This window comes from Kitasatospora sp. NPDC004240, from assembly GCF_053603215.1.
The window spans coordinates 1-11,617 of the sequence record NZ_JBSGFD010000240.1 but is presented as its reverse complement, the minus strand read 5'-3'; the positions used below and the strand labels follow the sequence as shown (position 1 = coordinate 11,617).

18 protein-coding genes and 2 pseudogenes are annotated in these 11,617 nt (G+C 69.9%); 12 read left to right on the top strand and 8 right to left on the bottom strand.

Going from position 1 to position 11,617, the window contains the following annotated elements; genetic code table 11:
• The 5 genes and pseudogenes from ACWEQL_RS37160 to ACWEQL_RS37140 all read left to right on the top strand — a co-directional run.
• A pseudogene (locus ACWEQL_RS37160) lies at positions 1–328 on the top strand (hypothetical protein); the annotation flags it as partial.
• Positions 325–771 (top strand): roadblock/LC7 domain-containing protein, encoded by a 447-nt coding sequence (locus ACWEQL_RS37155; protein WP_452155109.1) that lies wholly within the window; start codon positions 325–327, stop codon positions 769–771. The pseudogene ACWEQL_RS37160 and the gene ACWEQL_RS37155, both read left to right, overlap by 4 nt.
• A gap of 20 nt (positions 772–791) precedes the next feature.
• Entirely contained in the window at positions 792–1,205 is a 414-nt protein-coding gene (locus ACWEQL_RS37150; RefSeq protein WP_452155107.1) for a DUF742 domain-containing protein, read from the top strand.
• Positions 1,186–1,845 (top strand): GTP-binding protein, encoded by a 660-nt coding sequence (locus tag ACWEQL_RS37145; RefSeq protein ID WP_452155105.1) that lies wholly within the window; start codon positions 1,186–1,188, stop codon positions 1,843–1,845. The genes ACWEQL_RS37150 and ACWEQL_RS37145 overlap by 20 nt, the downstream gene beginning before the upstream one ends.
• Positions 1,846–1,894: 49 nt before the next feature.
• On the top strand, positions 1,895–3,136 hold the full coding sequence (locus ACWEQL_RS37140) for a styrene monooxygenase/indole monooxygenase family protein (protein WP_452155103.1): 1,242 nt from the start codon (positions 1,895–1,897) through the stop codon (positions 3,134–3,136).
• A gap of 63 nt (positions 3,137–3,199) precedes the next feature.
• Here ACWEQL_RS37140 and ACWEQL_RS37135 read toward each other — a convergent pair whose 3' ends face one another.
• The 4 genes from ACWEQL_RS37135 to ACWEQL_RS37120 form a co-directional block, all read right to left on the bottom strand.
• Positions 3,200–3,406: a DUF397 domain-containing protein gene (locus tag ACWEQL_RS37135; RefSeq protein ID WP_452155102.1), complete on the bottom strand. Its 207-nt coding sequence runs from the start codon at positions 3,404–3,406 to the stop codon at positions 3,200–3,202.
• Positions 3,407–3,478: 72 nt separating this feature from the next.
• Positions 3,479–3,688, bottom strand: a complete 210-nt coding sequence (locus ACWEQL_RS37130; RefSeq protein ID WP_452155100.1) for a DUF397 domain-containing protein — start codon at positions 3,686–3,688, stop codon at positions 3,479–3,481.
• A gap of 72 nt (positions 3,689–3,760) precedes the next feature.
• Complete coding sequence (locus ACWEQL_RS37125) at positions 3,761–3,973, bottom strand: DUF397 domain-containing protein (protein WP_452155098.1); 213 nt, start codon at positions 3,971–3,973, stop codon at positions 3,761–3,763.
• Positions 3,970–4,797 carry a DUF5753 domain-containing protein gene (locus ACWEQL_RS37120; RefSeq protein ID WP_452155096.1) on the bottom strand — a complete coding sequence of 276 codons (828 nt, stop codon included), beginning with the start codon at positions 4,795–4,797 and terminating at the stop codon, positions 3,970–3,972. The genes ACWEQL_RS37125 and ACWEQL_RS37120 overlap by 4 nt, the downstream gene beginning before the upstream one ends.
• Before the next feature lie 126 nt (positions 4,798–4,923).
• On the opposite strand from ACWEQL_RS37120, the gene ACWEQL_RS37115 reads away from it, so the two are divergent.
• From ACWEQL_RS37115 to ACWEQL_RS37105, 3 genes are read left to right on the top strand one after another with little or no spacing between them, the layout of a single operon-like run.
• Positions 4,924–5,286 (top strand): hypothetical protein, encoded by a 363-nt coding sequence (locus tag ACWEQL_RS37115; RefSeq protein ID WP_452155094.1) that lies wholly within the window; start codon positions 4,924–4,926, stop codon positions 5,284–5,286.
• Positions 5,283–5,513, top strand: a complete 231-nt coding sequence (locus tag ACWEQL_RS37110) for a hypothetical protein (protein WP_452155092.1) — start codon at positions 5,283–5,285, stop codon at positions 5,511–5,513. Before ACWEQL_RS37115 ends, ACWEQL_RS37110 begins: the two co-directional genes overlap by 4 nt.
• A complete protein-coding gene (locus ACWEQL_RS37105) occupies positions 5,510–5,827 on the top strand; it encodes a hypothetical protein (RefSeq protein WP_452155090.1) in 318 nt (105 codons plus the stop codon). Before ACWEQL_RS37110 ends, ACWEQL_RS37105 begins: the two co-directional genes overlap by 4 nt.
• Before the next feature lie 249 nt (positions 5,828–6,076).
• On the opposite strand, the gene ACWEQL_RS37100 is transcribed toward ACWEQL_RS37105, so the two are convergent.
• Together ACWEQL_RS37100 and ACWEQL_RS37095 are read right to left on the bottom strand one after the other, a co-directional pair.
• The gene (locus ACWEQL_RS37100) at positions 6,077–6,490 is read right to left on the bottom strand and encodes a VOC family protein (protein ID WP_452155088.1); all 414 of its coding nucleotides are present in this window, start codon (positions 6,488–6,490) and stop codon (positions 6,077–6,079) included.
• A 173-nt stretch (positions 6,491–6,663) separates the two neighbouring features.
• Positions 6,664–7,904 (bottom strand): annotated as a pseudogene (locus tag ACWEQL_RS37095) (RNA-guided endonuclease InsQ/TnpB family protein).
• A 73-nt stretch (positions 7,905–7,977) separates the two neighbouring features.
• On the opposite strand from ACWEQL_RS37095, the gene tnpA reads away from it, so the two are divergent.
• The 3 genes from tnpA to ACWEQL_RS37080 all read left to right on the top strand — a co-directional run bounded on the left by tnpA (position 7,978) and on the right by ACWEQL_RS37080 (position 9,341).
• On the top strand, positions 7,978–8,382 hold the full coding sequence (gene tnpA / locus ACWEQL_RS37090; protein ID WP_452155086.1) for an IS200/IS605 family transposase: 405 nt from the start codon (positions 7,978–7,980) through the stop codon (positions 8,380–8,382).
• Positions 8,383–8,463: 81 nt separating this feature from the next.
• Entirely contained in the window at positions 8,464–8,976 is a 513-nt protein-coding gene (locus tag ACWEQL_RS37085) for a GNAT family N-acetyltransferase (protein ID WP_452155084.1), read from the top strand.
• 35 nt (positions 8,977–9,011) lie between these two features.
• Entirely contained in the window at positions 9,012–9,341 is a 330-nt protein-coding gene (locus ACWEQL_RS37080; RefSeq protein WP_452155082.1) for a DHCW motif cupin fold protein, read from the top strand.
• Positions 9,342–9,400: 59 nt separating this feature from the next.
• On the opposite strand, the gene ACWEQL_RS37075 is transcribed toward ACWEQL_RS37080, so the two are convergent.
• The gene (locus ACWEQL_RS37075) at positions 9,401–9,808 is read right to left on the bottom strand and encodes a hypothetical protein (RefSeq protein WP_452155080.1); all 408 of its coding nucleotides are present in this window, start codon (positions 9,806–9,808) and stop codon (positions 9,401–9,403) included.
• 357 nt (positions 9,809–10,165) lie between these two features.
• On the opposite strand from ACWEQL_RS37075, the gene ACWEQL_RS37070 reads away from it, so the two are divergent.
• Positions 10,166–10,645, top strand: a complete 480-nt coding sequence (locus tag ACWEQL_RS37070) for a hypothetical protein (protein WP_452155078.1) — start codon at positions 10,166–10,168, stop codon at positions 10,643–10,645.
• A gap of 433 nt (positions 10,646–11,078) precedes the next feature.
• Here ACWEQL_RS37070 and ACWEQL_RS37065 read toward each other — a convergent pair whose 3' ends face one another.
• A complete protein-coding gene (locus ACWEQL_RS37065) occupies positions 11,079–11,498 on the bottom strand; it encodes a VOC family protein (protein ID WP_452155076.1) in 420 nt (139 codons plus the stop codon).
• Between the last annotated feature and the right edge of the window lie 119 nt (positions 11,499–11,617).

Here is an 11,617-nt window from a genome sequence, read left to right as displayed (position 1 = left end):
GCTGACCGCCCGCGGACTGCCCCGCCGGGTGCCGCGCGGCGACGGACTGCCCGGCACCGGCGAGGCGCCCGCCTCCGGGCTGCGCCGGGTCGCCGTGGAGCGGGAACCGGCCCCCGGACCCGCCGGTACGGGCGGTACGGGCGGTACGGGCGGTTCGGGAGGTTCGGGAGCAGGGACCGGAGCGACCGGGACGGGCGGCCGACGCGGAGTGTCGGCCGAGGAACTGCGCCGCCGGCTCGGCGGGTTCCAGGGCGGCCTGAGACAGGCCGAGGCGGCGACGGGCAGGCCCACCGGTGCGGCGGAGCAGCAGGAGAGGCAGGAGCGATGAGCGTGAACGACGTGCGGACGGCGTACACGGCGATCAGCGCGGAGGCGCGCAGCGTGCGCTGGCTCCTCGACGACCTGCTGGTCTCGGTGCCCGGCGTCGAGGACGCCGTGGTGGTCTCCTCCGACGGCCTGCTGCTGGCCGACTCCCGGGACGGCGCCCGCGGCGGCGACCTCTCGGCGATCGTCTGCGGGCTGGTCGGCCTGGCCGCCGGGCTGTCCCGGGCGCTCGAACAGGGCGGTCTGAAGCGGCTGATGGCCACGATGGACGAGGGCCACCTGGTGGCGATGGCCATCAGTGACGGCTCCTGCCTCGGGGTGTACGCCTCGCTCCGCTGCGACCTGGGCGTGCTCGCCTACCAGATGGCGCTGCTCGTGGAGCGCGCCGGCCATGCGCTGACGCCGCAGGTGCGCAGCGAACTCCACCGGGCGATGGCCGTCCGATGAAGCCGAGAGAGGTGGGAGGCATGGGCGACGCGGGTAACGGTGCCGTGCGGCGCGAGCGCAGCAGGTCGGCGCGGGTGCGGCCGTACACCATCACCCGTGGACGGACCCGCTTCGGGCACGTGCTGCTGGTGGAGACCCTGGTGTCGGCGCTGAACCGGCCGGCCGACCCGGCGGACCGCAGCATGCCCGAGTTCGCCGCCATCGCGGAGCTGTGCCGCGGTCAGATGCGGTCGATCGCGGAGATCTCGGCGGTGCTGCGGATCCCGCTGGGCGTGGTGAAGGTGCTGGTCAGCGATCTCGCGGACCAGGGGAAGATCCGGGTGCACGGCACCGAGTCCTTCGCCGGGGTCACCCCGGGCGGGGTGGGCGCGGTGCCGGCGATGGCGAAGCGGGATCTGCTGGAGAAGGTGCTGGGTGGACTACGCAAGCTCTGACACTCCTCCGTACGGCCCCGGGCCGGGTGCCGCAGGAGTCCCGGCGGCGGCACCGGCGGGGATCCCGCTGACCTCGGGCAACGCCGTCTCCACCAAGATCGTGGTGGCGGGCGGGTTCGGCGTCGGCAAGACCACCTTCGTCCGCTCGGTCTCCGAGATACCCCCGCTGACCACCGAGGCGGTGATGACCCAGGCCGGCGAGGGCGTCGACGACATCAGCGCCGTCCCGGAGAAGACCAGCACCACGGTGGCCATGGACTTCGGCCGGATCACGCTCGACCCCGAGCTGGTGCTCTACCTGTTCGGCACGCCCGGGCAGGGCCGGTTCTGGTTCATGTGGGACGACCTGGTGCGCGGGGCCGTCGGCGCCGTCGTGCTGGCCGACACCCGCCGGCTCGCGGACTCCTTCCCCGCGCTGGACTACTTCGAGGGCAGCGGGCTGCCCTTCGTGGTCGCCGTCAACCACTTCGACGGCGCGCCGGACTACACGACCGACGACGTCCGGGACTCGCTCGCGGTACCCGACCACATTCCCGTCCTGATCACCGATGCCAGGCAGCGGTCGGGTGTGGTACAGGTGTTGACCGCTCTGGTGGTCCACGCCCTGGCCTCGGAAAGTGTGCCGGCCGGGCTGACCTGAGCAAACGTCCGATCGAACGACACGACAGCACCAAGGAAGGCGGGCGGCGATGCGCAGGATCCTGATCGTCGGGGCGGGGCAGGCGGGGCTCCAACTCGCGCTGGGGCTCCAGGCCCACGGCTACGAGGTCACCGTGATGACCAACCGCACCCCGGACGAGATCCGGGACGGCAGAGTGATGTCCACCCAGTGCATGTTCGACACCGCACTGCAGACCGAGCGCGATCTCGGCCTCAACTTCTGGGAGGACGAGGCCCCGCGCATCGAGGGCCTCGGCGTCTCGGTCAGCGGCCCCGAGGCGGCGCGGGTCATCGACTGGGTGGGGCCGCTCGACGGCATCGCCCAGTCCGTCGACCAGCGGGTCAAGATGGCCGGCTGGCTGGAGGCCTTCGCCCAGCGCGGCGGCCAGGTCGTGGTGCACGGCGTCGCCGTCTCCGACCTCGACTACTTCTCCCGCAGCTACGACCTCGTCCTGGTCGCGGCCGGCAAGGGCGAGCTCGTCTCGATGTTCGGCCGGGACGCCTCCCGCTCGCCGTACGACACCCCGCAGCGCGCGCTGGCCGTCTCGTACATCCACGGCTTCGGCCCGCGCCCCGAGCACCCCGACTACCACGCGGTGCGCTGCAACCTCGTGCCCGGCGTCGGCGAGCTGTTCATCATGCCGAGCCTGACCCTGTCGGGCCCCTGCGACATCCTCTTCTGGGAGGGCATCCCGGGCGGCCCGCTGGACGTCTTCGGCGAGGTCAAGGACCCGGGCGAGCAGCTGAGGCTCACCCTGGAGCTGATGAAGACCTACACCCCGTGGGAGTACGACCGGGCCGCAGGCGGCGTCGAACTCACCGACGCCGGAGGCACGCTGTCCGGCCGCTACGCCCCCGTGGTCCGCAACCCCATCGGCGAACTGCCGGGCGGCGGCGCCGTCCTGGGCGTGGCCGACGTCGTGGTCGCCAACGACCCGATCACCGGCCAGGGCTCCAACAACGCCGCCAAGTGCGCCGCCGTGTACCTGGCGGCCATCCTGGAGCACGGCGACAAGCCCTTCGACCGTGACTTCATGCAGGCCACCTTCGACCGCTACTGGGACGCCGCCCAGCACGTCACCAAGTGGACCAACGCCATGCTCGCCCCGCCCCCCGAGCACGTCCTCAACCTCATCGGCGCCGCCGGCCAGATCCCGCCCGTCGCCCACCGCTTCGCCAACGCCTTCGACAACCCGGCCGACTTCGAGCACTGGTTCTTCGACCCGGAGAAGGCCAACGCCTACCTGGGGTCGTTCACCCCGGAGAGCTGAGCACTCGGGTAGTTGAACAACCGTTTCCCTCCCGGCCCGCCGGGAGGGAAACGGCCGGAAAGGCTAGACCTTCCCGAACTCGCCGGACCGCACGGCCGAGACGAACGACGCCCATGCGGCGGCAGGGAAGACGAGGGCGGGACCCTCGGGGTCCTTGGAGTCCCGGACGGGGGCGAGGCCCGGCAGGCTAGGGGAGACTTCCACGCATTCTCCGCCGTTGTTCGAGTAGGACGACTTGTACCAGGCGACGCCGGACAGGTCGTACGTCATGCGGTAAGTCCTCTCCGAGCTAGCTGATTTCGCGCCCTGCGGACCGCAGGCCGCGCCGTACACGTGGGTGGATCAGACCTCGCCGAACTCCCCGGCCCGGATCGCCGAGACGAACGACGCCCAGGCGGTGACGGGGAAGACGAGGGCCGGGCCCTCGGGGTCCTTGGAGTCCCGAACGGGCAGCAGGCCGGGCAGGAGGTCGGGCGCTACCTCGACGCACTCCCCGCCGTTGGTCGAGTAGGACGACTTGCGCCAAGCGATGCCGGACAGGTCGTACGTCATGCGGTAAGTCCTCTCCGAGCTAGCTGATTTCGCGCCCTGCGGACCGCAGGCCGCGCCGTACACGTGGGTGGATCAGACCTCGCCGAACTCGCCGGACCGCACGGCCGAGACGAACGAGGCCCAGGCGGTGGCGGGGAAGACGAGAGCGGGCCCTTCGGGGTCCTTGGAGTCACGGACGGGCAGGAAGCCGGGGAGAGCGGTGGGCGCTACCTCCACACAGTTGCCCCCGTTGCCGCTGTGGCGGCTCTTCACCCACCGGGCGCCAGTCAGGTCAAAGGCTGTCATTGCAAATCCCTTCGAACAGCGCGGATCATGGCGAGTGACGCCGCCGTGTTCAGCGACTCCACCGTGAGTCGATCGTAGTCCTCGACCCAGGCTGCAACAGTGGCCCGACCGCGCTCAAGGTGTCCTCGCGAGTGCGATTCGGCGTAGCCCACCACCGACCTATCCGGCAGGGTGAGGAGGACCACTGGCAACAGGAACGGTCTGATCTCGCCGACGGAGAACGGCGCCATCTGGATGGTGATGTTGGGGCGGGCCGCGAGAGCCTCAAGGTGCTCCAGCTGAGCTGCCATGACGCTCGCCCCGCCGATCGGCCGGACGATGCAACTCTCGTCCAGTACGGCGTGGACGGTGGGCGGATGCTCCTGCTCCAGGAGCCGTTGCCGGTGAGCCAGGAACGCGACCCGCTCGTCGGCCTGGGCCTGGGTGGTGCTGCCTCGACGGACGCTCGCCGCTTCCAGCGCGGTTGCGTAGGCGGGAGTCTGTAGAAGCCCCGGAATTACGCCGAGTTCGAATGTCCGGAGCTTGCGGCACCTGGCCTCAGCCTCGGCGAACTCCGGGAATCCCTCCAGCAGACTGGCGTTCGAGTATCGCCGCCACAGCTCGTAGAAGGTGCCGCCGGTGTCGAACACCTCATCGGCTTTGACGGCGAAGTTAAAGGTGACAGGCTTCTTCGCCCGTTCGATGTACGACACCAGCCCGTGGGAGTAGCCCATCCTCCGGCCGAGTTCGGCCTGGCTCCAAGCTCTTGCTCGTCGTGACCTGCGAAGTTCACCGCCGAAACGCAACGCGGGGGATGACGTTGCGTCATCGAGCTCCGACGTCATTGCCGCATCTCCTTGTGACTCGACGGATCCGTCAAGGTTGAGACCTGGAAATCATAGGGCCGCCGGGACCACCATGGCTACACCAAGTGATAAATCGACTGCGTAGCGCAGTCATTGGAGGTCTCCATGACGAGCCATCAGGCCATCACTCCCGAACCCCGCCGGGAGGGCTGGTCCTACGGGTACCGCGACTTCCCGCCCTGTGCGTGCCCGGACCCCGTGTGCAACGGGCGGCCGGAGGCGGGGCTCAGGATCGCGCCCGGGTTCACGCTTCAGCCCGTTCCGGCGGGCGGGGTGCCGAAGGCGCCGGCGGAGCCGTACCGGCCGGCGGTCGGGGACCTCGTCCTCGACTCGCTCAACGGGCGGCTCGGAGTCGTCATGGAGCTCGACCCGAACCGGCCGATCGCCCACCTCCGTCCCCGGAACGGCGGTTGTGAGTGGGAGACCGACGCCCGCTGGCTCACCGCCCCCGCCCGGGAGGCGTTGTGACGACGACCCGTTGCTCGGACGTTACCGTCGCGACCGCCGCCGTCCTGCTCTCCAGCAGCGCTCTCACCGCCCTCGCGACCCTGCCGGTGGCCGGCGCCTCGGTGCCCACCCGGGGGCTGGTCTGGCTGCTGGTGTTCCCGGCCGCCCTGATGGCCGGCGTCACCGCGAGCGAACCCTTCCTCCATCGCTCGGCGGTCCGCCGGGCCCGGCACCGGGGAGAGGCATGAGCACCTGGAGCGCAGAGTTCTGGTTCCGCGACGCCGTGGCGGATCGGGAGGTGGAGGGCGCCGCGACCAGTGATTCCTTCGAGGCGCTGGCGGTCAGCCTGATCGGCATCGCGGGCAACGCGCTCCGCTGCGACAGTGACCCGTTCCGGACCTTCGGCGAGACCCTGCTCCGCAGAGCCCGGCCGACCGCCCTCACCCGGGGCCACTGGGAGTACTCCCCGCCCGGCAACCCCGGGTGGTGCGACGTGACCCTCACCTGTCACGTCGCCGACCAGGGTCTGTCCGGAAGTGAGCCGAGCGGCGGCATGTCCTGACCGGGAAGGAGTGAGGTCGTTCCCGAGCCTGCTGCCCAGGCCGGTCACCGGCGCAGGTGCGGCGGCCGTGGCGGACGGCCGCCCGCCGTCGACCCGATCGATTACCGCGGCCGGCATGCCGAGGAGTGCGGCATCAACGGCCTCGACCGCCACCGGGCGGCAGCCGCCCGGTTCGACGGGCCCGCCGCCCGTCACCTGGCCACCGTCCGCATCACCGTCATCGACGCACGGCCTGCGTCGAAACGCGGCCTACTGGTCGCGCTGGGGCCAGACGGGGCCCTGATCGGTCCAGACGACACCCTTGTTGCGGCAGAGGCAGAAGGGGTGGCCGATGGGGTCGGTGTAGACGCGGAAGCCGTAGCCGTCGGGGTGGCTGCAGTCCCGCTGCAGGGTCGCGCCGAGGGCCAGGACGCGGCTCTGTTCGGCGTCGAGGTCGTCGACTTCGAAGTCGAGGTGGAACTGCTTGGGGTGCCCGCTGTCGGGCCACTGCGGGGCGCGGTAGTCCTCCACCGGGACGAAGGCCAGTTCGATCTGGCCGAACTGGATACCGGCCCAGTGCTCGTTGCTGTCCTCCTTGACCGGGAGCCCCGTCACCTCGGAGTAGAAGGCTGCCAGCTTCATCGCGTCCGGGCAGTCGATGATGAAGTCAGTGAGTCGTAGCATTCCGTGATCCTGTCACAAGATCAATTGAGCCGGAGTGTGGGACGGGCCGCAGGCGAACGGCTCGGCCGCCGGTGCCGGGTGGGGTGCGGTACGGCGACGATACGGGCGGTGCCCTCGCGCAGACGAAAGTGGTTTGCCGACCCGGAGTTCGTGTGGTTGACATCCTCCCCGGTCTAGAGGCCGGGGATTCCCGCCTGCTCCCACACAAGCCGTGTGGGTCGCTTCGGGTGGGTTCCTGCTTCGCTGCGCTGTGCGGGCACGGGTGCCCGGCTGACCTGCGCTCGACAGGCTGATGCCGCCAGTCCGGCGGCCTTGGCGACGTTGAGCGCCGCGTTGACGTCCCGGTCGAGGGCGGTCCCGCACGCCCGGCAGGTCCATGTGCGGACGTGCAGGGGCTTGGGGCCGTCCTTGACGCCGCAGTTCGAGCACACCTGGCTGGTGGGCTCGAAGCGGCCGATCCGGATGAGGGTGCGCCCGTACCGTGCGGCTTTGTACTCCAGCATGGCGGTGAACCGGGACCATCCGGCGTCGTGGACGGACTTGGCCATGCGGGTGCGGGCGAGTGCCTTGACGGCCAGGTCTTCGACGGCGATCGCTTGGTTGTCGCGGATCAGCCGGGTGGAGAGCTGGTGGTGGAACTCGTGCCGCGCGTCGGCGACCCGGGCGTGTGCGCGGGCGACCTTGGTGCGGGCCTTGGCCGGTTCTTCGAGCCCCTGGCCTTGCGGGACAGTGCGCGCTGCGCTTTCTTGAGCTTCTTCTCGGCGCGGCGCAGGAAGCGGGGGCTGTCGATCTTCGTGCCGTCGGAGAGGATCGCGAAGTGCGTCAGCCCCAGGTCGATACCGACCGCGCCGTCGGTGTCGGGCATGCGGGCCAGGTCCGCGGCGGGGTCGCTCTCCACGACGAAGCTCGCGAAGTACCGGCCGGCCGCGTCCTTGACCACCGTCACCGTGGACGGGGCCGAGGGCAGGGTGCGCGACCACGTCACGTTCAGGTCGCCGATCTTCGGCAGGGACAGCTTCCCGCCGGGCGTGATCTTCCACCGGGCGTTCGCGGTGAACCGGACCGTCTGCCGGCTGTCCTTGCGGGACTTGAAGCGCGGGGCTCCCACATGGGGGCGCTTGCCCTTCAGGCCGTCGAAGAAGTTCCGGTAGGCGGTGTCCAGGTCCCGCAGGGACTGCTGCAGCACGACGGCCGATACCTCGCCGAGCCACGCCCGCTGCGGGGTCTTCTTCGCCTCGGTGATCAGCGCCTTCGACAGCTCGCCCGTCCTCGGGAACGGCAGCCCGGCCGCGCGGGCGTCCTCACGGGCGCGCAGCGCGTCGTTGTACACCGTCCGCGCACACCCGAACGCCCGCGCCAGCGCTGAACGCTGACCTGCCGTCGGGTAGACGCGGAAGGAGTACCTGAGCTGCACGAAGTCACTCTAACGCTCTGACTGGTGACTGAGTGTCAGAATATTCGCGCTGTGCTTCGCCCTGCACGCTCACGTGGTTTTCGTGACCGAGTACCGGCACACGGTGTTCGCCGACCGCCACCTGACCCGGCTCGAAGTGATCACGCGGAGCGTCCGCGCCAGCTTCGAGGTCGAGCCGGTCGAGTTCGACGGCGGGAACGACCACGTCCACCCGCTCGTGAACCTCCCGCCCCAGGTCGCCCCGTCCAAGCCGGTCAACAGCCTCAAGCGCGCCAGCTCCCGCCGCACGCGCCAGGATTCCCCACCCCGGTCGAGCACCACCGGCGGGCACAGCGCCTCCGGTCCGGCCCGTACATCGCCGGCTCCGTCGACGGCGCACCCCTGTCGGTGGTCCGCCAGTACATCGAGCAGCACAACCATCCGGCCTGAACGCCGGCGGTGGGCGCCGTCCACAGCGCGGGAGGGTGCCCACCGCTGACGTCAGAGCATGGCTCGGAATCGCTTCACCACCGGGCTGAAGCCCGGTGCACCGCGATTAGTCCTGGTAGCGTCGCCGATCATGACCCCTACTCTGCGTACCGAGCGCCTGCTCCTGGAGCCGTACACCCCCGAGGATGAAGAGGGCTTCGTCGCCCTGTTCCAGGACACCCGGGTGTCGCGGTGGATGGGTGACGGCCCCGCTTCCGAGGCGGAGGACCGGGCCCTGTTCGGGCGGATCTTCACGAAGGTCTACGCCCAGGACCTGTTCGACGTGTGGGCCGTCCGTCGCGACGGCCTGCTGGTCGGGCATGCCGAGATCAAGCGGACCGACGTCGTCGGGGGCCACGAGATCATCTACGCTCTGGCGCCGACGGCGTGGGGGTCCGGCCTGGGGACCGAGGTGGCGGAGGCGGTCATCGCCCACGGCTTCGACGCCCTCGGACTGGCCGAGGTGTACGCCACCGTGGCCGCGTCGAACGAGGCCTCGCTGACGCTGCTGGGCCGCATCGGTTTCGAGCACGTCCGGGACATCACGGAGGACGACGGCAGCACCACCCGCGTGCTGGTCCGCCGTCAGACCGCCACCGATTGACCCTCACCTGTCACGGCGCCAACTAGCATGGCGCGATGGAGATGACGGGATTCGATTTCAGTGCGACCGACTGGGACGGTGTGCCGGTGGAACGGCATGCGGGGGAGGTCGGTGAGGCGCTGTGGCGCACTCAGCGGTTCGGGGCGATCCGGGTGCGCAGGGTGGACTACACGGCCGGCTACGTCGCCGACCACTGGTGCCGCAAGGGTCATGTCCTCTTCGTGCTGGAGGGTGAGCTCGTCACGACGCTGGACGACGGCCGGGTGGTGACCACCAGGGCGGGCGGCAGCTATCAGGTGGCGGACGACCGGGAGGCGCACCGGTCGAGCGCTCCCTCGGGGGCCAGGCTGCTGATCGTCGACTGAGCCCACGGCGGCCGCGCGTGAGAAGTCGGACCGGCCGACTTCTCGCGCACACGGAGAACTCAGGCGTCCCCGCCGAGCCCGAACCGGTCGGCGTACTCGACGTACTCGGCGTCCGACATCTCGTACCCGGGGTACCGCTCCTCGTTGAGGGCGTTCCAGTGCGCGCGGTAGACCGTGCTGCGGATCAGCAGCGCGCCCCGGGCGAGGCCGACCCGGTTGAACCGCCCGTCCACGGCCGAGGGAGGGCACTCCTGCTCGTACGTGAGCACCGCCGCCCGGGCCTTCTCCAGAGCCCCGGCCACCCACACCAGGTCCTCGATCCCGGCACCCCGCAGCTCGTCGGCGAGCTCCGCGACGGCTTCGGCGGTGCCGGGCCGGCGATCCGGGTACGCCCGCTCCAGCGCCGCCGCCAGCCCGGCCGCGCTCATCCGCTCGTCATCGCCCAGCTCGTCCACGGCTCGCCCCATACCTGGATGCTAGTGGTACTCGGTCATGTGGACGGAATGGCGGCGTGCCCGCACCGTTCACGTGGCGGCGGGTGCCGGAGAGGGCACTTGGAGAGACCCGAGGAGGCCGGGGCGCGGTCTCCTTCCCACGCTTCAGCGTTGAAGAGGGGGGACGAGGACCGGCTGTAACTCGCGGACCACTTGGTAGAAGTGAGGCCGGGGCCGCAGCCCGACGTCTCCATCCGCCCTCCAGGACGGGGTTTCTGAGTGAGACCGGTCTCATCGTCGTGAATGCGTAGGGCGAAATATGCCTTGTGCTGGGATTCGCGGCTGAAGGAGTTTCACGAAACCCGGGGCCACGCCGTAGGCTCCGCGATCATGAGCGATTCCCCCACAAAGCGCCACTGGCGCATGTCGGTATTCCTTTGGATCGGCCTGCCCTTCATAGCCTTCGTCGGCCTTTTCAAGGCCGTGCCTGAACTCGTGCCGGTCTGGAAGGCGCACAGCGGCAGCGGAGTCACCGGGACATTCACCGCGGTGCGGGAGGACTGCGGCCGCAGGTCCTGTGACTTCTACGGCAACTGGAAGGCGGCGGACGGCACTTCCACACGCACGGACGTCGTTCTCTACGACGAACCGGATTCCTTGCGGATCGGAGGGACGACCGCGGCGCTGGACTCCGGTGCCGCCGGCGGAGTCTTCTCCGCGGAGGGCGGCTTCACCTACCTGCTGGTGACGGCCTTCGCCGTGGGCGGTCTGGCGTCGGCGATCGCCTGGCCGGTCTTTCTCTGGCGCACCTGGCAGGCTTCGCGTAGGCGCCGAACTTCGTCACCGGAGTCGGCTGAGGTGGCCGCCTGACCTGACACCGGGAGAACGCGCTTCCGCAGACAGCGGAACCGGGCCGAGCCGGAGTCCGGCCCGCCTCGCGAGCGGCGGGACCGGACTCCTTTCCGCTGCGGTGGGGGGAATGGGTCGGGAGATGGCCGGGCCCGATGTCCGGGAGGCGTGCCCGGAGTTGATCCCGGCGGGCGGTGTATCTGCGTTTCCGGCCGAGCACCGTGGCGAGTCGTCCCCGGCCCGGATTCCACGGTTGCCACTCCTCGGAGACGGCACCCTGTGGGCGTCGACCGGCGTCGCAACGGCACCCTGAACTCCCTGATACCCCAGCTGTAGATCGTGATCCTCATGCCTGGGGTGCGGCTTGTCGTCGGTAGTGGCTGGTGCGGGATCGGGTTTGACGGCGGCGTCGCCAGTCGGACCAGCCGAGTCGGTGGATGAGCGGTATACGTGGCTACGCCGAGGGCCCGGTCAGTTGCGCGGCGATGATGACATTGCCGTACAGATCGGCGAAGTGGAGGGACCGGCTGTCGGGGTCTTCTCGCTCATCCCAGACCCGCACACCGTGGTCGCGCAGCTGCTTGCCGACCTGGTCCAGGTCTGCGGTGTACAGGACGAGCAGGGGCTGGCCGCCGCACTGCTTCCCGATCAGTTCGCGTTCTTGGTCCGTGGTGGCCGTCATCAGCCAAAGGCCAACCGGCTCCTGGCCGGGCAGGCCGACGTGCAGGTAGCGGTAGCCGCCGGTGGTCTGGTCATGCAAGACGGTGAAGCCCAGGACATCCTGGTAGAAGGCCAGGGCCGCATCGGCATCGGCGACCAGCACCACCACACGGCCCAGCGTGGAGAACAGGTTCTTTCCGGAGGAACGAGTCATGGCGGGACTTTAGTGCGGGCCACTGACATTGATGCTGATACTCAGGTTCCGGTGGTCGTGGCTCTGCCACTGACTGACGTCCTGCTGGACTGTCTTCGCGTTGTTCTGTCCGGCCGCCG

Excerpts from the sequence above, each read along its gene's own strand:
- ACWEQL_RS37155 (WP_452155109.1), top strand. The coding sequence starts at position 325 with ATGAGCGTGAACGACGTGCGGACGGCGTACACGGCGATCAGCGCGGAG.
- ACWEQL_RS37150 (WP_452155107.1), top strand. The coding sequence starts at position 792 with ATGGGCGACGCGGGTAACGGTGCCGTGCGGCGCGAGCGCAGCAGGTCG.
- ACWEQL_RS37140 (WP_452155103.1), top strand. The coding sequence starts at position 1,895 with ATGCGCAGGATCCTGATCGTCGGGGCGGGGCAGGCGGGGCTCCAACTC.
- ACWEQL_RS37135 (WP_452155102.1), bottom strand. The coding sequence starts at position 3,406 with ATGACGTACGACCTGTCCGGCGTCGCCTGGTACAAGTCGTCCTACTCG.
- ACWEQL_RS37130 (WP_452155100.1), bottom strand. The coding sequence starts at position 3,688 with ATGACGTACGACCTGTCCGGCATCGCTTGGCGCAAGTCGTCCTACTCG.
- ACWEQL_RS37125 (WP_452155098.1), bottom strand. The coding sequence starts at position 3,973 with ATGACAGCCTTTGACCTGACTGGCGCCCGGTGGGTGAAGAGCCGCCAC.
- ACWEQL_RS37120 (WP_452155096.1), bottom strand. The coding sequence starts at position 4,797 with ATGACGTCGGAGCTCGATGACGCAACGTCATCCCCCGCGTTGCGTTTC.
- ACWEQL_RS37115 (WP_452155094.1), top strand. The coding sequence starts at position 4,924 with ATGACGAGCCATCAGGCCATCACTCCCGAACCCCGCCGGGAGGGCTGG.
- ACWEQL_RS37105 (WP_452155090.1), top strand. The coding sequence starts at position 5,510 with ATGAGCACCTGGAGCGCAGAGTTCTGGTTCCGCGACGCCGTGGCGGAT.
- ACWEQL_RS37100 (WP_452155088.1), bottom strand. The coding sequence starts at position 6,490 with ATGCTACGACTCACTGACTTCATCATCGACTGCCCGGACGCGATGAAG.
- ACWEQL_RS37085 (WP_452155084.1), top strand. The coding sequence starts at position 8,464 with ATGACCCCTACTCTGCGTACCGAGCGCCTGCTCCTGGAGCCGTACACC.
- ACWEQL_RS37080 (WP_452155082.1), top strand. The coding sequence starts at position 9,012 with ATGGAGATGACGGGATTCGATTTCAGTGCGACCGACTGGGACGGTGTG.
- ACWEQL_RS37075 (WP_452155080.1), bottom strand. The coding sequence starts at position 9,808 with ATGGGGCGAGCCGTGGACGAGCTGGGCGATGACGAGCGGATGAGCGCG.
- ACWEQL_RS37070 (WP_452155078.1), top strand. The coding sequence starts at position 10,166 with ATGAGCGATTCCCCCACAAAGCGCCACTGGCGCATGTCGGTATTCCTT.
- ACWEQL_RS37065 (WP_452155076.1), bottom strand. The coding sequence starts at position 11,498 with ATGACTCGTTCCTCCGGAAAGAACCTGTTCTCCACGCTGGGCCGTGTG.